Annotated in this window: 21 protein-coding genes and 1 riboswitch; of the genes, 7 read left to right on the forward strand and 14 right to left on the reverse strand. The window is 66.0% G+C overall.

All coding sequences use genetic code 11. From position 1 onward, the window contains the following. The 6 genes from OEX18_12395 to OEX18_12420 form a co-directional block, all read right to left on the reverse strand. The coding region (locus OEX18_12395) for a type 1 glutamine amidotransferase (GenBank protein MDH4338063.1) at positions 1–688 on the reverse strand (688 nt) is incomplete at its 3' end. Beyond that, positions 685–1,491: a DUF547 domain-containing protein gene (locus tag OEX18_12400; GenBank protein MDH4338064.1), complete on the reverse strand. Its 807-nt coding sequence runs from the start codon at positions 1,489–1,491 to the stop codon at positions 685–687. The genes OEX18_12395 and OEX18_12400, both read right to left, overlap by 4 nt. After that, entirely contained in the window at positions 1,488–2,210 is a 723-nt protein-coding gene (locus tag OEX18_12405) for a glycosyltransferase family 2 protein (GenBank protein ID MDH4338065.1), read from the reverse strand. The genes OEX18_12400 and OEX18_12405 overlap by 4 nt, the downstream gene beginning before the upstream one ends. Next, positions 2,203–3,468, reverse strand: coding sequence for a glycosyltransferase 87 family protein (locus OEX18_12410; protein MDH4338066.1), 1,266 nt, complete (start codon positions 3,466–3,468; stop codon positions 2,203–2,205). Before OEX18_12410 ends, OEX18_12405 begins: the two co-directional genes overlap by 8 nt. Before the next feature lie 4 nt (positions 3,469–3,472). Then, a complete protein-coding gene (locus OEX18_12415; GenBank protein MDH4338067.1) occupies positions 3,473–4,939 on the reverse strand; it encodes a glycosyltransferase in 1,467 nt (488 codons plus the stop codon). Positions 4,940–5,055: 116 nt separating this feature from the next. Beyond that, entirely contained in the window at positions 5,056–7,221 is a 2,166-nt protein-coding gene (locus tag OEX18_12420) for a prolyl oligopeptidase family serine peptidase (protein ID MDH4338068.1), read from the reverse strand. Positions 7,222–7,348: 127 nt separating this feature from the next. Further along, positions 7,349–7,454: riboswitch (TPP riboswitch) on the forward strand. Positions 7,455–7,505: 51 nt separating this feature from the next. Here OEX18_12420 and thiO point away from each other — a divergent pair. Genes thiO through thiE form a run of 5 tightly spaced genes read left to right on the forward strand, consistent with a single transcriptional unit; the run spans position 7,506 to position 10,932 of the window. Next, complete coding sequence (gene thiO, locus OEX18_12425; GenBank protein MDH4338069.1) at positions 7,506–8,645, forward strand: glycine oxidase ThiO; 1,140 nt, start codon at positions 7,506–7,508, stop codon at positions 8,643–8,645. A gap of 5 nt (positions 8,646–8,650) precedes the next feature. After that, positions 8,651–8,857, forward strand: a complete 207-nt coding sequence (thiS, locus tag OEX18_12430) for a sulfur carrier protein ThiS (protein ID MDH4338070.1) — start codon at positions 8,651–8,653, stop codon at positions 8,855–8,857. Position 8,858: 1 nt separating this feature from the next. Beyond that, complete coding sequence (locus OEX18_12435; GenBank protein MDH4338071.1) at positions 8,859–9,647, forward strand: thiazole synthase; 789 nt, start codon at positions 8,859–8,861, stop codon at positions 9,645–9,647. Beyond that, complete coding sequence (locus tag OEX18_12440; GenBank protein ID MDH4338072.1) at positions 9,644–10,288, forward strand: thiamine phosphate synthase; 645 nt, start codon at positions 9,644–9,646, stop codon at positions 10,286–10,288. The genes OEX18_12435 and OEX18_12440 overlap by 4 nt, the downstream gene beginning before the upstream one ends. Beyond that, positions 10,285–10,932 (forward strand): thiamine phosphate synthase, encoded by a 648-nt coding sequence (gene thiE, locus OEX18_12445; protein ID MDH4338073.1) that lies wholly within the window; start codon positions 10,285–10,287, stop codon positions 10,930–10,932. Before OEX18_12440 ends, thiE begins: the two co-directional genes overlap by 4 nt. 16 nt (positions 10,933–10,948) lie before the next feature. Here thiE and OEX18_12450 read toward each other — a convergent pair whose 3' ends face one another. From OEX18_12450 to OEX18_12475, 6 genes are all read right to left on the reverse strand, one after another. Continuing rightward, positions 10,949–13,714 carry a T9SS type A sorting domain-containing protein gene (locus OEX18_12450; GenBank protein ID MDH4338074.1) on the reverse strand — a complete coding sequence of 922 codons (2,766 nt, stop codon included), beginning with the start codon at positions 13,712–13,714 and terminating at the stop codon, positions 10,949–10,951. 174 nt (positions 13,715–13,888) lie between these two features. Then, positions 13,889–14,266 carry a VOC family protein gene (locus OEX18_12455; GenBank protein MDH4338075.1) on the reverse strand — a complete coding sequence of 126 codons (378 nt, stop codon included), beginning with the start codon at positions 14,264–14,266 and terminating at the stop codon, positions 13,889–13,891. A 97-nt stretch (positions 14,267–14,363) separates the two neighbouring features. Next, positions 14,364–14,711 (reverse strand): cupin domain-containing protein, encoded by a 348-nt coding sequence (locus OEX18_12460; protein MDH4338076.1) that lies wholly within the window; start codon positions 14,709–14,711, stop codon positions 14,364–14,366. Then, positions 14,711–15,796 carry a hypothetical protein gene (locus OEX18_12465; GenBank protein MDH4338077.1) on the reverse strand — a complete coding sequence of 362 codons (1,086 nt, stop codon included), beginning with the start codon at positions 15,794–15,796 and terminating at the stop codon, positions 14,711–14,713. The genes OEX18_12460 and OEX18_12465 overlap by 1 nt, the downstream gene beginning before the upstream one ends. Positions 15,797–15,803: 7 nt before the next feature. After that, positions 15,804–16,268, reverse strand: a complete 465-nt coding sequence (locus OEX18_12470; protein ID MDH4338078.1) for an OsmC family protein — start codon at positions 16,266–16,268, stop codon at positions 15,804–15,806. 51 nt (positions 16,269–16,319) lie between these two features. Further along, on the reverse strand, positions 16,320–17,411 hold the full coding sequence (locus tag OEX18_12475) for a site-2 protease family protein (GenBank protein ID MDH4338079.1): 1,092 nt from the start codon (positions 17,409–17,411) through the stop codon (positions 16,320–16,322). Positions 17,412–17,500: 89 nt separating this feature from the next. On the opposite strand from OEX18_12475, the gene thiD reads away from it, so the two are divergent. After that, on the forward strand, positions 17,501–18,319 hold the full coding sequence (thiD, locus tag OEX18_12480; GenBank protein ID MDH4338080.1) for a bifunctional hydroxymethylpyrimidine kinase/phosphomethylpyrimidine kinase: 819 nt from the start codon (positions 17,501–17,503) through the stop codon (positions 18,317–18,319). Between the two features lie 3 nt (positions 18,320–18,322). On the opposite strand, the gene OEX18_12485 is transcribed toward thiD, so the two are convergent. Continuing rightward, entirely contained in the window at positions 18,323–19,015 is a 693-nt protein-coding gene (locus OEX18_12485) for an amino acid racemase (protein ID MDH4338081.1), read from the reverse strand. Between the two features lie 205 nt (positions 19,016–19,220). On the opposite strand from OEX18_12485, the gene OEX18_12490 reads away from it, so the two are divergent. Further along, a complete protein-coding gene (locus tag OEX18_12490; GenBank protein ID MDH4338082.1) occupies positions 19,221–20,996 on the forward strand; it encodes a long-chain fatty acid--CoA ligase in 1,776 nt (591 codons plus the stop codon). A gap of 6 nt (positions 20,997–21,002) precedes the next feature. Here OEX18_12490 and OEX18_12495 read toward each other — a convergent pair whose 3' ends face one another. Beyond that, positions 21,003–22,598, reverse strand: coding sequence for a hypothetical protein (locus OEX18_12495; protein ID MDH4338083.1), 1,596 nt, complete (start codon positions 22,596–22,598; stop codon positions 21,003–21,005). Between the last annotated feature and the right edge of the window lies 1 nt (position 22,599).

The raw sequence follows: 22,599 nt of genomic DNA on the forward strand, positions 1-22,599 counted from the left end.
CCTTCTTCCAGTGGTCGAGCAGGTCATCCAGAAACGCGTGCGCGGCTGAAAAACGCTGCGGCGCCGAGAGCATTTCCTCCAGGGATTGCACGTAAGGCCCGCTTCCCGCATCCGCGCCGCAGTGCGCGCCCAGCGCCGCGACACCCTCCGCGTCCATCTCCAGGTGGAACTGGAGCCCCAGCACCGAATCGCCCCACGCGAAGGCCTGCTGTTCGCAGGCCGCACTGCGCGCCAGCTGCACCGCGCCCGCGGGCAGTTCAAAGGTGTCACCGTGCCAGTGGAAGGGAACGAACTCCGCGCGCAACGGGAAACGCGCGTGTGCGCGTCCCGCCGCGGTGGCCTCCACCCGAAACCAGCCGATCTCGTGGAAGCGGTTGCGATACACACGCGCGCCCAGCACGTCGGCGATGAGCTGGGCGCCCAGGCACACGCCGAGCACGGGCTTGTCGTCGCGAATCACAGCCTCGATCAGGCGCTTCTCCTCCACCAGCCACGGGAATCGCTCCACCTCGTGAACACCCATGGGGCCACCCATGACCACGAGGGCTTCGATCTCCCCGCTGGCGGGAAGCGGCTCGCCGGCGAAGACGCGCGTGGGCAACGTTTCGAGGCCGCGGTCGTGTGCCCAGACGGCGATGCGCGCGGGTGTTTCGAAGGGTACGTGCTGGATGCAGTGGATTCGTTTCACTTCGACTGCTCGTTGAGCGTCCAGTCATAGTCGAAATACTTCAGGAGAAAATCGCCCGCCTCGAGGTACGCGCGGGCATCGGCAGGCACGTGCGGGCCCGCCGCGTTGACCACCGCCGTGCGCCTGGCCACCAGCTGTCCGTGTTCCTTCACGACGCCCGGGGCGAAGTCATCCGCGAACCACTCCAGAATCTGGGACGCGTACACCTCGTTCTTCTCGCGGTCGATCTGCAGGTTTCTCAGGTCCGAAAAGAAACGGCGCGACTGGTCGTCGAGCTGCGCGTCCAGTTCAGCGCCACTGAAGGGCTCGCGGCGCAGCGGTGGACACGACATGGCCGCGCAAACCAGCGCCATGTGGATGCGCGGCTCATGAAACTCCTTGCGGATCACGTTGTGTTCGATGTCATCCAGCGATCGCTCCTGCCCCATCACCCGGTAGCGGGGCCGCGACCATGGATTGGGAATCTGCTGGATGCTGCGCGCGGGGTACTTCTCCCGGCCCGCGAGCGACTGAATGGGATAGTGATCCACGATCAGCCGCAGGGTCAGCGCGTTGTAGGCGTTGATCCAGAAGGCCAGCCGCTCGGGCTCGGCCCAGCTCTCGTACAGCGCCGGGTCCAGATCGGCGATGGTCCCGGCGAATTCGTCGAGGCCGGCGCGGTCGGCCTTGAGCCCGGCATAGTCCACCAGGCCATGTTCGTCCACGTGGGTCCGCAGAACGGCGGCGTATGGCTGGTACAGGTCGGCCCGCGCGGCGGCGGGCGCCAGCAGACTCAGCATCGCCGCCAGAAGTATCGGCTTCATCTCGCGTTCTTCCTCCGGGTTCGTCGATACGCTGGATAATACACCAATATGGTCCCGATGATCTTCACGCCAGCCCGAATCGTTCCGCTTACCGTCCCCGATATCTTGGAGCGGCCCACGCGCCGCCGGTATCGCACCGGGACCTCGCGGATGCGCAGCCCCGCGATCAGCGCCCGGGCCTGCATTTCCACGTTCCAGCCGAAGGTGCGATCGCGCATGCCGAGTGCGAGCAGCGCGTCGCGGCGAATGGCGCGAAACGGCCCCATGTCGGTGAAGGTCACGCCGTACAGCAGGCGCATGAGCCTGCACGCAAGCCAGTTGCCCCAGCGCTGGTTCCACGGCAGAGCGCCCGGTTCGGCGCCACCCAGCACCCGCGAGCCGATGACGAAGTCCGCCTCGCCGGACTCGATGGGCGCGAGCAGCAGCGGCAGGTCGGCGGGATAATCCGAGCGGTCCGCGTCCAGCACCACGATCACGCCGATGGTTTCGTCCACGCGCGCAATGCCCGCCAGGCAGGCCGCGCCGTACCCCGGCTCGGGCTCGCTCACCACGCTGGCGCCGTGCGCGCGCGCCACTTCCGCGGTGCCGTCGCTGCTGCCGTTGTCCACCACGATCACCTGGGCGACCATGTCGCCCGGGATCTGATCCAGCACGAGCCCCACCGAAGCGGCTTCATTGCGCGCGGGCATGACGATGGCGACGCGGGTGCGCTCAGCCATGGGCGGGTCTCCGGCGCAAGCCCTCCACCAGCAGCAACCCATAGAAAGGCACGTATTCCAGCGCGAGCCATCTGGTGGGGAGCACCCACGCACCCGACGCGTCGTACTCGCCCCACACTCGGTATGACATCATCACCAGCGCCGTGAACGCGATCCACGCGCGATTGGGGTACAGGCACAGAAACGGCACCATCCATGTCACGTACCAGGGATACACCGTGGGCGCGAGGAGCAGCCAGCACCCCACCACCAGGTAGGTGTAGCGCGCCACATCCCTCTCGCGAAACGCGGCCGCCAGCGCGAACGCCGCTCCCGCCCCGGCGAGCAGGCGCCGGCTCAACAACGGATCACCCAGCCAGCCCGCCAGCGACATGAAAGGCGGCCCGTTGAACCACCAGGTTCCGCTGTACACGCGCAGGCTCTCGACCAGGCGCGGGCCCGCGTCGAAGAACGGCGCGTAGCCGGCGACGGCGATCACCGTGACGATGACGATGCCGCGCCAGTGACGCCGCGCAACCAGGAATGGGAGCAGTATCACCGTGATGTACTTGGCCAGGAACGACGCGCCCAGCGCCGCGAATCCCGCGTTGGGACGCCGCGCCAGCAGCGTGATGCCAAGGACCAGGAAGAACACACCCACCGCGTCCATGTGCCCGGAGTGGGCCGTTTCCAGGATGACGAGTGGACTCCACGCATACACCAGCGCGTGTGTGGGTGGCCGGCCGCGCGCACGCAGCAGGAACACCAGAGCCACCAGCGTGGCCAGATCGAACAACACCAGGACTGCCTTCAGCGTGATAACGCCCGGGTGCAGCCACGCCGCCAGTGCAAACACACCCTGCGCCAGCGGCGGGTAAATGGTGGCCAGATCGCGATGGTTGATCAGCGGGTAATCGTCGTCACGCAACGGTGCCAGCGAGGTGTCGGCCGGGGGCGTGGCGAAAGGATTGGCGCCGCTGAGTACCACGCGCCCCTCCCACGCATAGCGGTAGATGTCGGTGGAGAGATCGGGCTTCGCGGGTATCAGCATTACGCGCGCGATCACCGCCACCACCAGCATCACCACCGGCAGGAAGCGGCCGGGCCGGCGCGCGGTGAACGCCACCCGCAGTGCGACCAGGTAGGCGGCGAAGGCCGCGCCGTACAGGCCCAGCAGGAGCGGGAAGCGCCGGTGGAGTTCGTGGGTCCCGGCGATACCACCGAACGCGGCCACGAGCACCGCACCCGCCAGCAGCAGAACCAGCCGGTCGCGCTTCATCCCATCACTGGCGGCCGTGGGCGACGGAGAGGCCGAAGACGTAGGCATACCCCGCAACGAAGAGTCCCATGTAGGGGAGCGCCGCCCACTCCTGCAGCGCCGCAACGAAGACGAAGCCGGCGATGGCATAGGCGGCAAACAGGAACTCGAAGAAGAACGACGGCTTGCGCGCCGAACGGTAGAGCTTGCCCTTCCAGCGGTCGCGCATGGACTCGATGCGATACTTGGCGGTGCGCACGAACGGCGTGCGGTACCCCACCAGTGCCTCCACCACCGCCCACGCATTGTTGATACACATGCCGATGCCGATGGCGAGGATGAAGGGGATGTCGCGCGCGCGCAGCTTCCAGTCCGCGTGCAACTCGCGCAGCGCCACCAGATAGAAGATGAAGATCGAAGCGGTGGTCATCCCAAACACCGCCGCCTCCAGCACGAATGCACCCCGCGACATCGCCTCGGCGCGAGCGATGACCGCGAACGGCATCAGCAGCGATACCAGCACCAGCAGCAGGTAGCTGAGGTTGGCACTCAAATGGAAGGTGGCCTCGAGCTTCACCTTGAGGGGCGCGCCACTGCGCCAGATGCGCGGCAACAGCTTTCTCCCTACCTGGATGGAGCCCTTGGTCCAGCGGTGTTGCTGGTTCTTCAGGCCGTAGATGTCCACGGGCAGCTCGCTGGGGCATTCCACGTCGGGCAGAAACACGAAGCGCCAGCCACGCAACTGCGTGCGGTAGGAGAGGTCCAGATCCTCGGTGAGCGTGTCACCCTGCCAGCCGCCGGCATCGAGAATGGCGGCGCGCCGGAACACGCCGCCGGTGCCGTTGAAATTGAAATAGCGTCCCGAGCAACTGCGCGCGGTGTGCTCGAGCATGAAATGCCCGTCCAGCAGCATGGCCTGCACGCGTGTCAGCAAGGAGTAATCGCGGTTGAGATACCCCCAGCGCGTCTGCACCATGCCCACGCCGGCGTCCTGAAAGTGCGGCACCGTCTTCTCCAGAAAATCCGGCGGCGGCACGAAGTCGGCGTCGAACACGGCCACCAGATCGTCCGGCGTAGCCGCCAATCCGGCCTTGAGTGCGCCGGCCTTGAAGCCCTCACGATCGGCGCGACAGAGATACTCGACGTTCATTCCCTGCGCGCGCAGTTCATCCGCGGTCTCGCGGGCCACGCGGCGGGTCTCGTCGGTGGAGTCGTCGAGTACCTGGATGCGCAGCAGGTCGCGCGGATAGCGGATGGCGGCCGCCGCGCGAATCACACGCCGGGCCACGTACAACTCGTTGAAAATGGGCAACTGGACCGTCACCGACGGCAGCGTGCGGGAATCCTGCGCGGGCGGGTGGTTCACACGCCGGGCCTGCTTGTAGTGGCGGTGGTACAGGTACAGGATGACGTAACGATGCAGCCCGTAAACGGATAGTACCGCGAGGCTCGCGAAGTACAGATGGACCAGAACCGACTGCCAGTCAGGCATACGTGCAATATACGAAGCAGGTGTGTGTGCCGGACGCAACTTCTCGCGCCCGGCGGGTGAATCGGGGCGGTTCGCCAGGCGAACCGCCCCGGTCTCCGGCACTCATCCCCGCGGCGTCAGACCGACGGCTTGAGCCCCATGGTCTTGAACAGGAACGAGTAGATGTCTGCGGCTTCCTCGATCTGTTTCGACGTGGGTTTGCCCGCGCCGTGCCCCGCCTTGGTATCCACCCTGAGCAGGATCGGGTTCTCCCCCGCGTCCCTGGCCTGCATGGTCGCCGTGAACTTCTTGGCGTGCGAGGGCACCACGCGGTCGTCGGTGTCGGCACTGGTGATCAGGATGGGAGGGCTCTTGAACCCGTCGGGAACGTTGTGCAGCGGCGAATACGCGTACAGGAACTTGAAGTCCTCCGCGTTGGCCTCCGCGTTGCCGTAGTCGGACACCCAGTAGCGCCCCACGGTGAACATGTGGTAGCGCAGCATGTCGATCACCGGCACCTGGCACACCACCGCGCCCCACAGGTCGGGGCGTTGCAGGGTGCACGCGGCGGTGAGGAGCCCGCCGTTGCTGCCGCCGTTGATGGCGAGGTACTTGGTCTGGGTGTACTTTTCCTTGATCAGGTACTCACCGGCGGCGATGAAGTCGTCGAAGACGTTCTGCTTGTTGCCCAGCACGCCCCCCTGGTGCCATTCCTCGCCGTATTCGTTGCCGCCACGCAGGTTGGCCACGGCGTAGATGCCGCCGTTCTCCAGCCACACCAGCCGCGAAATCGAGAAGGTGGGCGTGAGGCTGATGTTGAAACCGCCGTAGCCGTACAGCAGCGTCGGATTGTTGCCGTCCTGTTTCATCCCTTTCTTGTAGGTGATGAACATGGGGATGCGGGTTCCGTCCTTGGAATTGTAGAAGACCTGTCTGGTTTCGTACCGGGTCCCGTCGAAATCGATGTCCGGCTTCTGGAAGACCGCCACCTGGTCGCTGGTGAAGTCGTAGCGGAACGACGTGGTCGGGTAGGTATAGGACGTGAACGAGAAGAACATCTCCGTGTGCTCGCGCTCACCGGACACGCCATCCACACTGCCGAGGGTGGGCAGATCGATCTCGCGCCGGAACGTGCCGTCGCGGTCGAAGATCATCAGCTTGTTCCTGGCATCCTGCATATAATTGAGGACCAGCTGGTTGTTGACCATCGAGACGCCGTCGATGACCTCCGGCTTCTGGGCGATGATTTCCTTCCAGTTCTCTCGCCCGGGCTTGTCCAGGTCGATGGCGATCACGCGTCCGCGCGGCGCCTCGTAGTCCGTGTGGAAGTACATCACCGAACCCACGTTCTCAATGGGGTTGAACATGCCCGTCTTGAGACCGACGATGGTGGTGAAGTCGCCATCGCTGTCCGCCTTGCGCACCATCACGCCGTTCTGGGGATCGGTGCCGTGGTAAACCACGATCACCAGGTACGCGCCGTCCTCGGTGATGCCGGGGTAGAACCCGTACTCCTTGTTCTGCTTGTCCTCCAGCACCAGCTTGTCCTCGGACTGCGGGGTACCCAGCTTGTGCCAGTAGACCCGGGCGTAGTTGGAGCGGTCCTCGTCGGGCACCTCGCCCTCGGCCGGAAAGCGGTTGTACCAGAAACCGCTGTTGTCCTTCTTCCACGCCACACCGGAGAAACGGCACCACTGCAGGACGTCGTCGTAGTCCTTGCCGGTGTCGACGTCACGGACGTGGATCTTCTGCCAGTCGCTGCCACTGGCCGAGGTGGCGTAGGCCAGCAGCTTGCCGTTCTGGGTGTAGTGCGTGCCGCTGAGCGCGATGGTCCCGTCCGCGCTGAGCGCGTTGGGATCCAGCACCACGGTTGCCTCGCCGTCGAGCGACTTCTGCATGTACAGCACCGACTGGTTCTGCAACCCGTCGTTCTTGGTGAAGAAGTAGCGGTCGCCCTGCTTGTTGGGCAGCGAGTACTTGGGGTAGTTCCACAGCTTGGTGAGGCGCAGCTCGATGGCCTCGCGCTTGTCGAACGAGTCGATGTACGCGCGCGTGAGTTCGTTCTCCCTGGCCACCCACGCCTGCGTCTCCGGGGAGTCCGGGTCTTCTAGCCAGCGATAGGGATCCGCGACCTGGGTGCCGTGGTAGTCATCCACCACGTCCTGTTTCATGGCCTCGGGGTAGGTGTAGTTCTTCTTGGCAAATGCCATGTGATTGTCCACCGTTGTGAAAGTTCCCACCAACGTGACGGTGAGAGCCGTGGCTGCCAGCACCATGACGGCGGTGCCGATTCGAGTTCGCATGGTGACCTCCCGATTGGAGAGAATGAGTTGGCGCGCAGGACGTCGTCCGGCGCCATCGCGGGCAGTATACACCAAGGTGCCGGTCGATTCGACATCCTTGACAGGCCCGCGGCGCGGGCGTATCGTCGCGGTTGAACCGGGGTGCTCGTCCGCGACGGTCGCGATGGGCTGAGAACACACCCGACGCACCTGATCCGGGTAATGCCGGCGAAGGGAGACTTTCGACGTGGGTCCGCTGACGTCCCGTTTCCGGGTGCGAGATCGGCGGCCTTTTTCTTTTTCCCATGAGTGATTCCAACCACACACCCAGCGTGATCGTCGTCGGCGGCGGCGTCATCGGCCTGGCCGTTGCGTGGCGCCTGGCGCGCGGGGGCGCCACGGTCACCGTCATCGAGCGCGGTCGCGCGGGACGCGCGGCGAGCTGGGTGGCGGCAGGAATGCTGGCGCCCATTTCCGAGGCCGCGTTCGACGACCACACCTACGTTGCCTTCGCGCGCGCCAGCATGGCGCGCTTCCCAGGCTTTCTGAAGGAACTCGACGCCGATTCCGGCATCACGGTGGGACTGGACACGCAGGGCACGCTGGTGGTGGCACGCGACCGCGACGACGCCGAGTTCATCCACCGCGCGTTCGAATACCGGCGTTCCATTGGACTGCCGGTCGAGTGGTTGACGGGGAGTGCCGCGCGCGAGCGCGAGCCGGCGCTCTCGCCGCGCGTGGCGGGCGCCATGGCGATTCCCGACGACCACCAGATCGACACCCGCGCGCTGATGCGCGCACTGGTGCGCGCATGTGAAGCAACGGGCGTAACGGTTCGCGAACAAACGGAAGTGACACGCATCGTCATCGAGAACGACCGCGTGACCGGCGTCGAGACCAACGCCGGCCACGTGTACGCCGACACGGTTGTGTTGGCCGCCGGCGCGTGGTCGGGAACCATCCCCGGCATCCCCGAGCACGACATTCCACCCGTGCGACCGGTGAAGGGCCAACTGGTGCGCCTGCGCACCGATGTATCCTTCCGGCTCAGACACGTGATTCGCGCGCCGCGCGCGTACCTGCTCCCCAAGCACGACGGCAGCGTGGTGGTGGGCGCCACCCAGGAGGAGATGGGCTTCGACCTGACCCCCACCGCGGGCGGCGTGAGCGACATCCTGCGCCACGCGTGGGAGCTGGTGCCCGGCATCCACGAGCTCCCCTTCGAGGCGGTGGAGGTGGGGCTGCGCCCGGGATCGCGCGACAACCACCCGGTCATCGGCGCCACCGGCGTGCGCGGGCTGGTCATGGCCACCGGGCACTTCCGGCACGGCATCCTACTCGCGCCTGCCACCGCCGACGCGGTGGCGGCGGGCGTGCTGCACGGGCGCTACACCGGCGCGGAAGCGTTCAGCCCCGCGCGCTTTGTCGCGGGGCAAGAGGACTAGAAGCAATGCGCATCAAGCTCAACGGAACCGACACAGACGTGCAACCAGGCACCGCACTCGTGGCGCTCCTGGAACGTTTCGACATCAAACCAGACACCGACGGCATCGCCGTGGCGGTGAACGAAACCGTCGTGCCACGCCGTGCATGGCAGACACACACACTCGAGAACGGCGACGTGGTGGAGATCATCCGCGCCGTCCAGGGAGGCTAGAATGAACACGGATAGTGACCGCCTCGTCATTGCGGGGCGCGAATTCAAGTCGCGCTTGATCGTGGGAACCTCGCGCTACCCTGACCCGAAAACCATGCTGGAGGCCATCGCGGCCAGCGGCGCCGAGATGGTCACGGTGGCGGTGCGGCGCATCGACATCAAGGACACCTCGAAGGAGAGCGTGATCTCCATGCTGCGCGGGCGCTGGGCGGTGCTCCCCAACACCGCCGGCTGTTACACCGCAAAGGAAGCGGTGCTCACCGCGCAACTCGCGCGCGAGGCGCTGGACACCAACTGGATCAAGCTCGAGGTGATCGGCGACGACGAGACCCTGTTCCCCGACGTCCCCGAGCTGCTCAAGGCGGCGGAACAACTGCTGGCCGACGGCTTCGTGGTGCTTCCCTACTGCAACGACGACCCCATCGCCTGCCGCAAGCTGGCCGACATGGGCTGTGCCGCGGTCATGCCGCTGGGCGCGCCCATCGGCTCGGGCATGGGCATTCGCAACCCGTACAACCTGCGCATCATCCGCCAGCAGTGCAAGGTTCCGCTCATCGTGGACGCCGGCGTGGGCACCGCGTCTGACGTGGCGGTGGCCATGGAACTGGGCGTGGACGGCGTGCTGCTCAATTCGGCCATCGCCGGCGCCGAACGCCCCGTGCAGATGGCAACCGCCATCCGTCTGGCCGCCGAGGCGGGCCGCCTGGCGTACAGCGCGGGGCGCATTCCGAAGAAGCTCTACGCCACCGCGTCCAGCCCGGTGGAAGGCATGATCGGACGGGACGAATGATCGACTTTCGCTTCTACCTGGTTACCGACCGCACGCGCTGCGCGCCGCGCTCGCTGGCGTCGGTGGTGCACGACGCGTGTGTCTCCGGCGTGCGCGCGGTGCAACTGCGCGAGAAGGATCTGTCCGAAACCGATTTGATTACCTCCGCTACGCGGCTCATGGACGTGATGCGCCCGCGGGGGGCGAAGCTGCTGGTCAACGTGGGGCGCTTCGTAGACGACGACACCGCCATGCTGGTTGCGGCGAGCCCCGGCGTGGACGGTTTTCACGTGCCCGACGACATCGAGTTGCTCAAGCGCTTCCGCGACCTGTTCCCCTCGCTCCTGCTGGGTGCCAGCACGCACAGCCGCGACGGCGTGCGCGCCGCGCGCGACGCGGGTGCGGACTTCGTGTGCTTCGGCCCCGTGTTTGCCACCGCGTCCAAGAAGGGCCACGGCGCGCCGCAGGGGCTCGACACCCTCGCCACCGCCTGCAAGGACGCGGGCGTGCCGGTGTTCGCCATCGGCGGCGTCAACCCGGACAATGCGCGCTCGTGCCTGGACGCAGGCGCCCACGGCGTGGCGGCCATCGGCGCCGTCATGAAGGCATCCAGCGTGCGTACCGCCGTGCGGCGCTTCCAGGAAGCCATCGGAGACCTGTGAGACCGCGCAACGTGATCGGCCGCGTCTGCGTGATCACCGACACCACCGTGCAGTCGTTTTTCACGCACACCGACCTCGCCACACTCGCCTGCACCGGCGGCGCGGATATCATTCAACTGCGCGACAAGCATCTCTCCGACGATGACATGATCACAGTGGGACGCGAGATACGGCACGTGTGCGACCGCTACGACGCGCGCTTCATCGTGAATGACCGCGTGCAGGTGGCGCGCGCGTGCGGTGCCGACGGCGTGCACCTGGGGCGGGCGGACGCGTCCGTCGACGAGGCGCGGCGCGTGCTGGGTGACACCGCCATCATCGGCGCCACCGCGCATTCCTTTCAGGAGGCGCTTCGCGCCGACCGGTCTCTGGCCGACTATGTGGGCTTCGGGCATGTCTACGCGACGACGTCCAAGCAAAAGGAAACTCCGCCAGTTGGTCTGGAAGAACTGGCACGCGTGTGCAGCGCCGTGAGCTTGCCCGTGCTGGCCATCGGCGGCATCACCAGCGAGCGCGTGGCGGACGTGATGCGCGCGGGCGCCTGGGGCATCGCGGTGATCGCCGACGTGTGCGCGTCCGACGACCCGCGCGCGGCAACCGAACGCATCCGCCGCGCGGTGGCTGTCACTTTTCCGCACGCCTGACGCCAGCCACAACCTATTACTTCAGCAACAGCATCCGTTTCGTCAGCACCCGGCCCGATGTGGCAAGCCGATAGAAATAGACGCCAGAACTGGCCTGTTTGCCCGCCGAGTCCGTGCCGTCCCATTCGACGTCAACATCGCCCGCGTTCACAACCCGGTCGAGCAGCGTCGTAACCAGCCGCCCGGTCACATCATGAATGGTAAGGCGGGTGTGCGCGGCCACCGCCAGTCGAAATGAGATCGTGGTGGACGGATTGAACGGGTTCGGCCGGTTCTGGTGCAATTCCAGCTCGAGCGCGGGGATCAACAGCGTGGTCGACGGCGACAACCACTCGCCGTCTCCGTCAACCGCGCCGACCTGGTACGAATAGCGCGTGCCGGGGCTCACGTCGGCGTCGACGTACTCATGCTCGCCATGGGCCGGAATCAACTGCTCGTTGAGACGCCGAACCGCGGTTTCAGAGACCACCCGGCGATACACGTTGAATCCGGATACCGTCGCGGTCGTCTCGGTGCTCCATCGGATGCTTGCGCTTCCGTTCACACATGAAGCGTAGACGCCCGAGAAGACCGTCGCCACGGGGCCACGAGTCACCGAAACCACGACCTCGCCGGAGACCGCGCGCGATCCGTCCGTGCTGCGGGTCACGGTGCGGAACACGTATTCGCCGGGCTCGTCGCTGACATCGAACCTGCGCTGCAATTGCCACACCGGAGCGGGCAGCGGCGCCACGATCCGGTCCTCTTCGAGCCAGCCATCGCCGGACCTGCGCTGGAGCGCAACCACCGCGACGTCTCCATGGTCATCCGGCGTGTCGACATTGAAGAGGACAACGCACCCTCCGCTGCAATGGGACAGGTCTATGGCGTCGGGGCCGTAGGACGAAATCACCGGCCGTGCGCTTACCGACGTGCGCTCGTATCGCCACGCACCAACTTCCGCCGAGTAGGTGCCCGCCGTCGAGTAGACGACGTTCCGGTCGGCGGGATCGAGCTGGAGGTCCAGGCCTCCGACCGTTCTCGCCCCCAACTGGTGCCAGTTGTCTCCCCCATCGACCGTGACCCAGACCATCCCACCCCACACCGATGCGTATACGATCTGGGCATCCTCAGGATCGATCGCGATGGCACGGACATCGGTCAGGGGACCGGGGAGTCGTGCCCACGCGGATCCCCCATCGACACTCTTGAAGACCCCCTGCACCGAGGTGCCACAGTACACCGTCTCGGGGTCTGTCGGATCGATCACCACCTCGAGTACATAGCCCGACGCAGGACGGTCGAGGCCGTCTTCGATAAGCGCCCATGACGTGCCCCCGTCGGTGCTCTTGACCAGGGCTTGCAGGCCACCCACGTATACGACGCCGTCATCGCCTGGGTGCACGGCAATCGCGTACGCCTGTCCGTATGCACTCGTCAACGTCATCCAGGACGCGCCGGCGTTCTCCGTTTTGAAAATGCCGCCGCCACCGGCGTAGACCACCGCCGGATTGGAGGGCGCAATCGCAATATCGTTGATCGCCTTGTTCGTCAACGAAGCCAGCCACGTGGCGCCTCCGTCGGTCGACTTCGCCACTTCAGCGTCCGTGTAGGCGCCGGCGTAGATCGTCTGCAAATGCAACGGGTCCTGAGCGATCGCCATGCCGAAATCCACCACACGGGCCGGATGCCAGTGCGCGCCGCGATCCGTGCTCGTGAAGAGTCCCCGTCCGGTGGCGTAAAGCACGTTGCTGTTGGCGCGGTCGATCGCGATCGCCGCCACGTTGGCGGGTGCGGTCCCAAACTGACTGAAGTGGGCGCCCTGATCCTGGCTCGTCGCCACACCGTAGCCGGTTGCGATGCAGAGGACGTCGGGGTTGGATCGAAAAACATCGATGCCGGAAATCCCGCGGTATGCGCGCGTATCGAGTTCGCCCCATTGACCACCCGCATCCGTGCTCTGGTAGAGCCGCCTGCCGGCAACGACGTACAGCGTGCCCGGCCGCGAGGGATCCACTGCGATATCATCCACTCCACTGTAGTCCGGCAATCCCGCGGAAGAGGACGCCCAGGTCGATCCCGCATCGCTGCTCTTGAGCAGCCCCTGAACCGGCCACCCCCCGTACGTGGTTCCCACGTACACCACGTTCGAGTTCGAGGGATCCACCGCGACGCAGCCGATTTCGGCAGAGTACGACCCGGTCGTGACCTGCGCCCAGGTCGTGCCTCCGTCGATGGTCTTGAAAAGCCCGCTGCCCGGATGGTCGAAATCGCCGATGGTACCGGCGTACACCACGTTCCCGTTTCCCGGGTCGACCGCAAGCGCGCCGACCACACCTCCCCACGCGCCAAACGTCACCTGTGTCCACGACGCACCGCCGTCCGCGCTGACGTAGACGCCGGTCGGCACCACGGTCCCCGCGTAGATTCGATCGGTATTGCCCGGATCGATTGCCAGCGATGCCGCGTAGAACGGCGCAATGCCGGACCACGTCGCGCCGCCGTCCGTCGACCGGGAGATCCCGTTGCTATGCGTATACGCGTAGACCACATCCGGATCCACGGGGTCAAACAGCACCTGCCATCCCGTTACCGGCACCGGCGACCACGTCTCACCGCCGTCGAGTGTCCGTTGCAGGCCGGCTGACGTGGTGAAGTAGATAATGTCGGTATTCGTTGGGTGTATTGCCGCGAACCCAACGTCTCCAGCAAGCGGCCCGACGCGCTCCCAGGTATCGGGATCGGCGTGCACCACTGTGGAGAGGAGCAGAATCGAGAACAACGAGGTCAGAAGTGCTCGCATGACACACCTGAATGATCAGACACCGCGGCGAGCGTGATTATACCACTTTCGACGTGCAGCGCGGATGATCAGTCTGCGGCCGGGTCCTCCGGGGCGAGCGCCACCACCCACCCCCGCCGCCGCGCCGGCACACGAATGGCGTAACCAGTTGTACAATTTACAGTTGACGTCGTATCAGCGGGGCGAAAACAGCCCCACCGAGTTTCCCTCGCTGTCCTGGAAGACGGCGAAGAAGCCCATGTCGGGCTCGATGGGTGACTTGGGCACCATCACCTTGCCGCCCGCCTTCTCCACGCGGCTCAGCACGGGTGCGAGGTCGTCGCCCGCGCTCAGATAGACAATCGTTCCCGTGGGCGACGGCTTCGACCACTCGCCCTTGACGATGGCCCCACCCACGCCGCCGGTGTCGCGCTGGTGCGGGAGGATACCCATGCGGATGTCCGCCATGTTCATCTCCGGCATTTCGTAGGTGAAGATCTGTTCGTAGAATTTCTTTGCGCGTTCGAAATCCGCGGTTGGAATCTCAAACCACGCCACTGCGTTCTTGTCCATGATTGCGACCTCTCGTGTCCATTCAGGTGTATGGCTGTGTGCCACGATTGATGCGTGACGCTAGCACCGGCGCAATCGGGAAGTCAAATCGGGGCGCTCAGGCGGAATCGGAAGAGAGGAACAGGGCCACCCACACCGTGTCGCAGGACGGGTCGGTCCAGTCCACGCGGTGGCGCGTGCGCGCGGGGATATGAACGTGGTCGCCGGGGCCGAGCTCGAGCACGCGATCACCCTCGAAACGCAACCGGGCCCGACCCGCCACCACCAGCACCCATTCCGTCTCTTGCTGGTCGTACCAGAAGTCCGGCGGCGAGGCATGCCCGCGCGACACGATGCGTTCCACACGCGCGTGCGGGTTCTTTGTGAGGATCTCGTGGAACTCATCCCGGCCGGCGAGACCGCCGGGAATCTGCGCGAAGAGGTTGTGTTTGAAGACCGGGTCCATCACTGGCGCATCAGTTGCAGGCGCTCGGCCAGCTCGCCGCCGAACATGTCGCGCAACAGGTGGTTGGACCCCTGTACGACTTCGAGGTAGCACTCGATACCCAGCGCCTTGAGCCGATCGTAGGCGCGCTGGCTCTCCAGCAGCCAGATGGCGTCGTTGGAACCGACGATCAAGCTGATACGAATCCCCTTCAGCTTCTTCAGTTCGTTCTCGTCGTCCGTCACCGGAAATCCTGGCAGTGCGGTGAGGCTCTTGATACGCCCAGGCGCCGCCATCGCGATGGCGAATGCGGGCCCGGAGGTCGGGCCGTAGCACGCAATGTGGAACTTGCCGCCCTCCACCCGGTAACGCCGATCGATCTCGTCCAGCAACGGCAGCGTGGTGCCGATGGGATCAACCGTCAGAAAGGAGGGGCACTCCACCGTGATCCAGCCGCGCTGCGACGTATCCTCTCCCCAGAACAGCCCGCCCCAGTTGCCCTCCACCTTCTTGCCGTGTCCCGGCGCGATCAGGACCGGATACGCCTTCGCGGGGTCGAACCCCACCGGCAGATCCACGGAAAACGGCACCTCCACACCGTCGTCCAGTTTCAGCACGAAGTAGTTGCGCGCCTGGGGGAGCACGAAGCGCGGGTCGTCGCGCAGCGACTCGAGATCCGCGTCGGTCATCATGAGTTCGCGGTCGGCGAATCCCGCGCGCTTGGCGGCGGTGAGCGCCTTGAACGCGTTCGCCTCGTCGCCCTTGAGCGCATAGGCGCACGCCAGGTTGTAGCACGCGCTGGCACGTACCGCCGCAAACGTGGCGGCCCGTTGCCCGGCATCAATGGCCGCGTCGAAGTCTCCCGCCGCGTGACACGCCTGCGCCAGGATGAACCACGCGCTGGGGTTCTCGGGCGTTTCCGCCACCGCCTTCTCGGCGGCCAGGCGGGCCTCGGCGGGGCGATTCGCCTCCAGGGCCTGTTCGGCCTGGATCACCCACGGCACGGGTGCGTCCGCGGGAGGCGCGGTGGCCTGCGCGCGGGCCGTGGCCGCGATGGCGACAACGGCCCCGCTGAGAATCAGCATGACAAGCGTTTTGCGGCTCATGGGCTCTCTAGTGGGCTTCCAGCACCGGCTCCTCCACCGTCACCCGTGTCAACACCGAGTTGGCGATGAAGCATTCGCGATGCGCCTTGTCATGCAGTTCCACCAACGCCTCCGCCGATGGCCGCTGGCCGGGCGCAAAACTGATGCGCGGGCGCAGCACCACGCGCGTGATGGCGAGCTTCTTGTTCTCGTTGGGTTCGAGATAGCCGACGGCATCATCGTCGTACTTCTCCACCACGATGGCCTTGCGGGCGCACAGCGCCAGGAACGTGAGCATGTGGCAGCTCGAAATGGATGCCACCAGCCCCTCCTCGGGGTCAACGCACTCCTCGCTGCCCAGAAACTTGGGCGCGGCGGCGGCGTGCACCACGGTGCCATTCTTGAAGGTCCAGGTGTGTTCGCGGTTGTACTCCTTGTAGTCGAACGACGCGGTCTCCTTCACCCAGTGAATCCGCGCGCGGTGCTGTGACATGACCCATCCTTCCTATGCGGCCGGTCTATTGGGAGCGATCGTATGAAAACTCTATCCGGAGCGGTGCGTGCGGTCGAGCGCGCCCCGGATGGCCAGCAACTCGCCGATGTTGTCCAGGGTGATCATTCCCACCAGTTGTCCCTGGGACGAAACCGGTGCGGAAGAGGCGCGCCGCACGCCCAGGCGCTGAAACGCCGTTTCCACCATCTCCGACGCCTGCAGGACCTCGAACTCGCGCTGCATGACCGTTTCCACGGCAACGTCGGGGCCGCCACGCGCCAGCGCGGCCAGCATGTCCTTCTGCATGAGCATACCCACCACCCCATCGTTCTCCACAACGGGAAAATCGCGCTGCGTTCCCGCCAGTGTCAACTCGATCGCGCCGGCCAGTGTGTCCGACGGTGCGAGGGTGCGAAAGTCGGTGATCATGGCGCGGCTCACCGGGATGCCGGAGAGCGAATGACGCATCTGCACCATGTTGGCCTCCTGGGCGGCGCCGATCCACACGAACAGCCCGATCAGAATCAGCATCGGGTTGCTGAACAGGCCGATGAAGCCGAACAGGAATGCCATCGACTGGCCGATTACGGCCGCGATCTGCGTGGCGCGCGAGTAGTCCAGGCGCATGGCCAGCAGGGCGCGCAGGATGCGGCCGCCGTCCATGGGAAACGCCGGCAGGAGGTTGAACAACACCAGCAGAATGTTGACCCACATTACCCGCGCGACAAACGAACCCCCGGTGAGGCTGACGGCATCGAGACGGGTGATGGACGCGCCGATCTGCACCAGCAGGAAGATCGTCCCCGCGATGGCGACGTTCACCGCCGGACCGGCCAGCGCAACCCACAACTCCTGCCGGGGATCGTCCGGCATCTTCTCCAACCGCGCCACCCCGCCGATGGGCAGCAGGGTGATGTCACAGGTGGGGATGCCGTACCGGCGTGCGACCAGCGCGTGCCCGAGTTCGTGGAGCACCACGCAGGCAAAGAGCACCAGGACGAACGCCAGTCCCTCGAGGACTGCCTCCATGCTCCCCGATTGCTTCCATACCACCGCGCCGTACCAGGCGGGCAACAAGAGGAACGTGAGGTGAACGCGGACGGGTATCCCGAACGGCGAGCCAATGCGAAAGGACCACTTCATGGGGTTATCATCCGGTAATATACGGCGCGGGCGGCGTTCGCGCGAGAAGACACCCCCATGTTACACTGCCCGAGCGCACCTTTCTACTCATGAAGCAGGCACTCACCATCGCGGGCTCGGATTCCGGCGGCGGCGCGGGCATCCAGGCCGACCTCAAGACCTTCCACGCCCACGGCGTCTTCGGGGCGTCGGTGGTCACGGCCATCACCGCCCAGAACACCCGCGAGGTTCGCGAGGTCCAGGAACTCCCACCCGCGATCATTTGCGCCCAGCTGGCGGCCGTTCTCGACGATCTCGACATCGCCGCCGCCAAGACGGGCATGCTCTCCAGCGCCACCATCATCGAAACCGTGGCCGGCGAGCTCTCCCGGCGCGGGTTTCAGGACCTGGTGGTCGACCCGGTGATGATCGCAAAGAGCGGTTACCGCCTGCTGGCGGAAGACGCCGTCGCCGCCCTGCGGGGCACCCTGCTGCCATTGGCCCGGGTGGTGACGCCGAACCTGCACGAGGCCCGGCTGCTCTCCGGCCTCGACATCGCCTCGCTCGACGACATGAAACGCGCCGCGGAGAAGATCGCGGCCATGGGCCCGCGCGCGGTGGTGGTCAAGGGCGGGCACGCCACCTTTGCGCTGGCGGTCGACGTCCTGTGGACGGAGAGAGGGATGGTGGAATTGAAACCCGAGGGACCGGTGCGCGAGCGCAGCATCCACGGCACGGGCTGCACCTTCTCGGCGGCAATCACCGCGCGACTCGCGCTGGGGGAGGCGCTGCCCACCGCGGTTGCGAACGCCAAGCGTTACATCACGCGTACCATCCGCCACGCGCCGGCGATCGGGCACGGCCATCCGCCCGCGGCGCACTTCTACTTTCTGGGTTCCGGCGACTGGGACTCGGAAACGGAGACGTGAGCGCTACTCGAGTGAGGCGCGCAGCGCGGCCCGCGCAAGCAGGCGCGTGGAGTCCAACACCGGCAGCGGAGAATTCTCCTCGGTGATAATAAGCGGCACCTCGGTACAGCCCAGCACCACCGCTTCACACCCGACCACCCGCATCTCGCTGATCAGGCCGGTGAAGTACGCGCGCGATTCCGCGGTGAACTGCGCCGCCACCAGTTCGTCGAAGATGATGCGGTTGATGAGCTTGCGGTCCTTCTCCTCCGGGAGTTCCACCCCGATCCCCACCTCGGCGAACTTCTCATTATAGAAGGACGCCTCCATGGTGTACGCGGTACCGATCAGCCCCACCTTCTTGTAGCCGCGCCGCGAGGCCTCGCGCGCAACCTCGCCGGCGATGTGCAACCAGGGCAGCTTCGACTTCGCCACCACCTGGTCGAACACCTGGTGGACGGTATTGTCGGGGCAGATGACCAGCTCCGCGCCGGCCTTGGCCAGCTTCGCCTCGGAGGAAAGCATCAGCGCGGCCACCCCATCCCAGTTGCCCGCCTCGAGCAGGCGCACGTAGTCGCTGAAGGGGTGGGTGTGCATGCTCACCTCGGGGTGGGCGTGTTTCTTCCCCATGAGGGCCGGCGCCTCGGTGCAGACGGTGGTGTAGCAGAGAGCGGCGCCCTCGGCGCTGCATGCAACGATTCCGATGTGTTTAGCCACTGGTTTCCGCCGTATTTGGGGTAAGGGGTTCGCTCGGCCAGGCGCGCCATGGACGCGCATACTCTACCCGCGCGACCCCCATTTTTCAAACGGAATCCACCCGGACCTCGCGGGAAGGAGCCGGACCCGGCCGAATAGGATTGACAGCATGGCGCATTCGCCGAAACACTGGGCACGGCACTTGCGACAGGACCGGGCCGAGTCCATGAAGTACACGTACCAGGAGACCATTCCCGCGCAATTCGTCGCGTCTGTCGAATCATTCGACAAGCCGGACGCCTTCCGGCACAAACGCGACGGCGTCTGGGTGAACATCTCGCACCGCGAGGTCTACGAACGCGTCCGTGCGGTGTGTGCGGCGCTGCGCGCGGCACGGGTGGCGCGCGGTGACCGTGTCGCCATTCTTGCCGAAAACCGGATCGAGTGGGCGGTGACCGACCTCGCCATACTGTCCATGGGCGCGGTCACCATTCCCATCTATCCCACGCTCATCCCTGCCCAGATCGAGTACATCCTGCGCGACGCGCAGGCGCGCATCGTGTTCGTCTCCACCGCCGAACAGGCGCAGAAGGTACGTGACATCCGCGCCCGCCTCCCCGTCCTGGAGCGAATCGTGGCCTTCGAGGCCGACGCGGCGGCGGACGGTGTCGACACGCTCGAAGCCGTGGTCGCCGCCGCACCGCCGCTGAGCGACGCCGATTACCGCGCGCTGATCGGCGGCGTGCGCTCCACCGACTGGGCCAGCATCATCTACACCTCCGGCACCACCGGCGAACCCAAGGGGACGATCCTGTCGCACGGTAACTTCATGGCCAACATGCAGCAGTGCCTCGAGGTGTTCGATCTCGTGCCCACGGACACCAGCCTGTCCTTCCTGCCCCTGAGCCACGTCTTCGAGCGCTGCCCGGGCTTCTTCGTCATGATGACGGCGGGCGTGACCATCGCCTACGCGGAATCCATCGAGCGCGTTCCCGACAACCTGCGCGAGGTGCGCCCCACGGTGGTGTGCAGCGTGCCGCGCGTGTACGAGAAGATGTACGCGCGCATCCTCGATACCGTGGCCAAGGGCTCCCCGCTGCGCAAGCAGCTCTTCTGGTGGGCCGTGCGGGTGGGGCGTGCGTCGCTCGGCAAGCCGGGGGCCGGCGGACTGCGCCTGCGCATCGCGCACGCGCTGGTCTTCAAGAAGCTGCACGAGCGCGTGGGTGGCCGTCTGCGCTTCTTCATCTCGGGCAGCGCCCCGCTGGCGCAGGAGATCGCCGAGTTCTTCTGGGGCGCGGGCATTCCCATCCTGGAGGGCTACGGGCTCACCGAGGCATCGCCGGTGCTGTCGGTCAACACGTTCGCGCAGCGCCGCTTCGGCAGCGTTGGACGCCCGCTGCCGGGGGTGGAAATCCACATCGCGGAAGACGGCGAGATCCTCGCCCGCGGCGCCAACATCATGCAGGGCTACTTCCAGAAACCCGGGGAGACCAACGAAGCCCTGGCCGGCGGCTGGTTCCACACCGGGGACATCGGACACATCGACGCGGACGGGTTCCTGTTTATCACCGACCGCAAGAAGGACCTGATCGCCACCGCGGGGGGCAAGAAGGTGGCGCCACAGCCCATCGAGGCGCGCTTCAAGCATAGCAAGTACGTCTCCGAGGCGGTCATGATCGGCGACCGGCGGCCGTTCATTTCGTTGCTCATCGTGCCCAACTTCGAACGCCTCGACGCGTGGGCGCGCGACACCGGCCTGGACCCCGACGACCGCGCGCGCCTGCTGGAGGCGCCGGACGTGCACAGGATCTACCAGCGCGTGGTGGACCAGGTGAACGAAGGGCTCGCGCAATTCGAGAGGATCAAGACCTTCACGCTGATCGATCGCGAGTTGACGGTCGACGAGGGCCACCTCACGCCGACGCTCAAGGTAAGAAGAAAGATCGTGGAAGAGGCGTTTCGCGAGCAGATCGAGGCCATGTACCGGCCAGGCACGCGCTGAAGAGAATCAAAAACGCCAGCTCAGGCTGGAATACAGCTGGTGATAGCCGGAATCGCCCTGCCCGTTGTGCTCCCCGGAAACATTCAGATACAGGCTCTGGCGCAGGCCGACGTCGACATTGGCGCCAAACCACGAGGTATGCACGTCCGGCGTGGTGGCTTCCTTGCCGAAATCGTCGCGCACGCCGCCGTAGATCTCCATCGCCCAGCGCGGCCCCACCTGCACGCCACCGCTCAGTGAGTGCATCCAGCCCTCGGTGCGTTCGTTGTCGTAGCGCGTCGAGCGCAGCCGGAAATCGATGTGCAGCGGCGTCACCCGGCTGGCCGAGAACAGGCCCACGTAGGACATGGCATCCCCCGCCGAACCGCCGCTGCTGGAGCGTGCCGAGACGCCGGCCCGGAAGCGCCTCGCAAAACGCACCCCCGCGCCTCCCCACACACCGCGCCGGTAGGAATCGTCGAAAAGCGTCTCGGGACTCACGTAGTCCCTGTAGACGAGCACGTTGCGCCGGTTGTCGTATCCCGCATCCAGGTCCAGCGAGGGCGTCAGCCGGTAACGTCCGGTGAGAAACGTGCTGGTGAGGGACGTGCCGGCGTTCTCCACCTCGGCGCGCCAGCCACGGTTGATGTCGATGTCCTGCTGCCCGAAGAGCGACAGGCGCGGGTTTGCATAGCGGCCCACCAGCGAGATGTACTCACGGTTGATCTCGCCCAGTTGGTAGGAGCCGATGGCGGCTGCGCTGACTTCCCAGCGGGCCGCGGCCAGCGGCCGCGAGCGCATGCGCACGAAGCCGCCGTACTCGCGAATGTCGGTGGAGAATGAATAGTCGATGGGAGCCGGTTGCGCGCCCACGAAGGCGCCCACGCCCCAGCGCGCACGGTCGTACTCGGTCTGCACGCCGTCGAACGTGCTCACACTGGTTAGCGCCGACGAGAACTGCCGGCCCAGGGTGACGCGGAAGCGATCCCCCATCGTCCGCCACGCGCCGTTGAACCGGTACACGCGCGCCTCGCCATCGTTGTACTGGGTGCCGTCGGCCACCGTCTGATAGGTATGCCGTGCACGCACGTCCACCTGCAGATCGAAATTGGATCCATTGACGCCACGCCCGTCCACGCGGACGTCCAGGGACGGTTGCGAGACGGTGCCGCCGTAGCCGCTCTGGTCGATGACGGTGAGGTAACGCACACCGATGCGGCCGCGCAACCCCATGCGGCGCATCCACGACTGCCCCGGCTTGGCGGCGGCGAACTCGATGGGCTGGCCCGACTCCACCGCCGCGGCCCCCACCGGCGGGGCCGTGTCGGGGCGGGGCGGAACCTCCACCGCCTCGTAGCGCACCGCGGCCCCCACCTCGAGGGCCTGCGCCCCCGTCTCGATGGCGCACGCGGCGCGGTGCGAGGAGACGTCGGTCACGCGCAGCACGGCAATCACCACACCACCCTTCACCACCTCGACGCGCGCGCCCTCCACGATGCCGTCCTCGCGGCCGGCATCGATATAGGCCGTGCTGCTGGTGAGATAGGTGATGCGATGGGGGGTGGCGGCGCGCACCGGCGCAACCATCCCCATCATCGCAAGCAACAGGCCCAGAACGCGCATC

Source organism: Candidatus Krumholzibacteriia bacterium, from assembly GCA_029865265.1.
Taxonomy (GTDB): Bacteria; Krumholzibacteriota; Krumholzibacteriia; order WVZY01; family JAKEHA01; genus JAKEHA01.

Excerpts from the sequence above, each read along its gene's own strand:
- OEX18_12435 (MDH4338071.1), top strand. The coding sequence starts at position 8,859 with ATGAACACGGATAGTGACCGCCTCGTCATTGCGGGGCGCGAATTCAAG.
- OEX18_12450 (MDH4338074.1), bottom strand. The coding sequence starts at position 13,714 with ATGCGAGCACTTCTGACCTCGTTGTTCTCGATTCTGCTCCTCTCCACA.
- OEX18_12465 (MDH4338077.1), bottom strand. The coding sequence starts at position 15,796 with ATGAGCCGCAAAACGCTTGTCATGCTGATTCTCAGCGGGGCCGTTGTC.
- OEX18_12460 (MDH4338076.1), bottom strand. The coding sequence starts at position 14,711 with ATGGACCCGGTCTTCAAACACAACCTCTTCGCGCAGATTCCCGGCGGT.
- OEX18_12470 (MDH4338078.1), bottom strand. The coding sequence starts at position 16,268 with ATGTCACAGCACCGCGCGCGGATTCACTGGGTGAAGGAGACCGCGTCG.
- OEX18_12420 (MDH4338068.1), bottom strand. The coding sequence starts at position 7,221 with ATGCGAACTCGAATCGGCACCGCCGTCATGGTGCTGGCAGCCACGGCT.
- thiD (MDH4338080.1), top strand. The coding sequence starts at position 17,501 with ATGAAGCAGGCACTCACCATCGCGGGCTCGGATTCCGGCGGCGGCGCG.
- OEX18_12440 (MDH4338072.1), top strand. The coding sequence starts at position 9,644 with ATGATCGACTTTCGCTTCTACCTGGTTACCGACCGCACGCGCTGCGCG.
- OEX18_12490 (MDH4338082.1), top strand. The coding sequence starts at position 19,221 with ATGAAGTACACGTACCAGGAGACCATTCCCGCGCAATTCGTCGCGTCT.
- OEX18_12400 (MDH4338064.1), bottom strand. The coding sequence starts at position 1,491 with ATGAAGCCGATACTTCTGGCGGCGATGCTGAGTCTGCTGGCGCCCGCC.
- OEX18_12495 (MDH4338083.1), bottom strand. The coding sequence starts at position 22,598 with ATGCGCGTTCTGGGCCTGTTGCTTGCGATGATGGGGATGGTTGCGCCG.
- OEX18_12415 (MDH4338067.1), bottom strand. The coding sequence starts at position 4,939 with ATGCCTGACTGGCAGTCGGTTCTGGTCCATCTGTACTTCGCGAGCCTC.
- OEX18_12475 (MDH4338079.1), bottom strand. The coding sequence starts at position 17,411 with ATGAAGTGGTCCTTTCGCATTGGCTCGCCGTTCGGGATACCCGTCCGC.
- thiS (MDH4338070.1), top strand. The coding sequence starts at position 8,651 with ATGCGCATCAAGCTCAACGGAACCGACACAGACGTGCAACCAGGCACC.
- thiO (MDH4338069.1), top strand. The coding sequence starts at position 7,506 with ATGAGTGATTCCAACCACACACCCAGCGTGATCGTCGTCGGCGGCGGC.
- OEX18_12455 (MDH4338075.1), bottom strand. The coding sequence starts at position 14,266 with ATGGACAAGAACGCAGTGGCGTGGTTTGAGATTCCAACCGCGGATTTC.
- OEX18_12410 (MDH4338066.1), bottom strand. The coding sequence starts at position 3,468 with ATGAAGCGCGACCGGCTGGTTCTGCTGCTGGCGGGTGCGGTGCTCGTG.
- OEX18_12405 (MDH4338065.1), bottom strand. The coding sequence starts at position 2,210 with ATGGCTGAGCGCACCCGCGTCGCCATCGTCATGCCCGCGCGCAATGAA.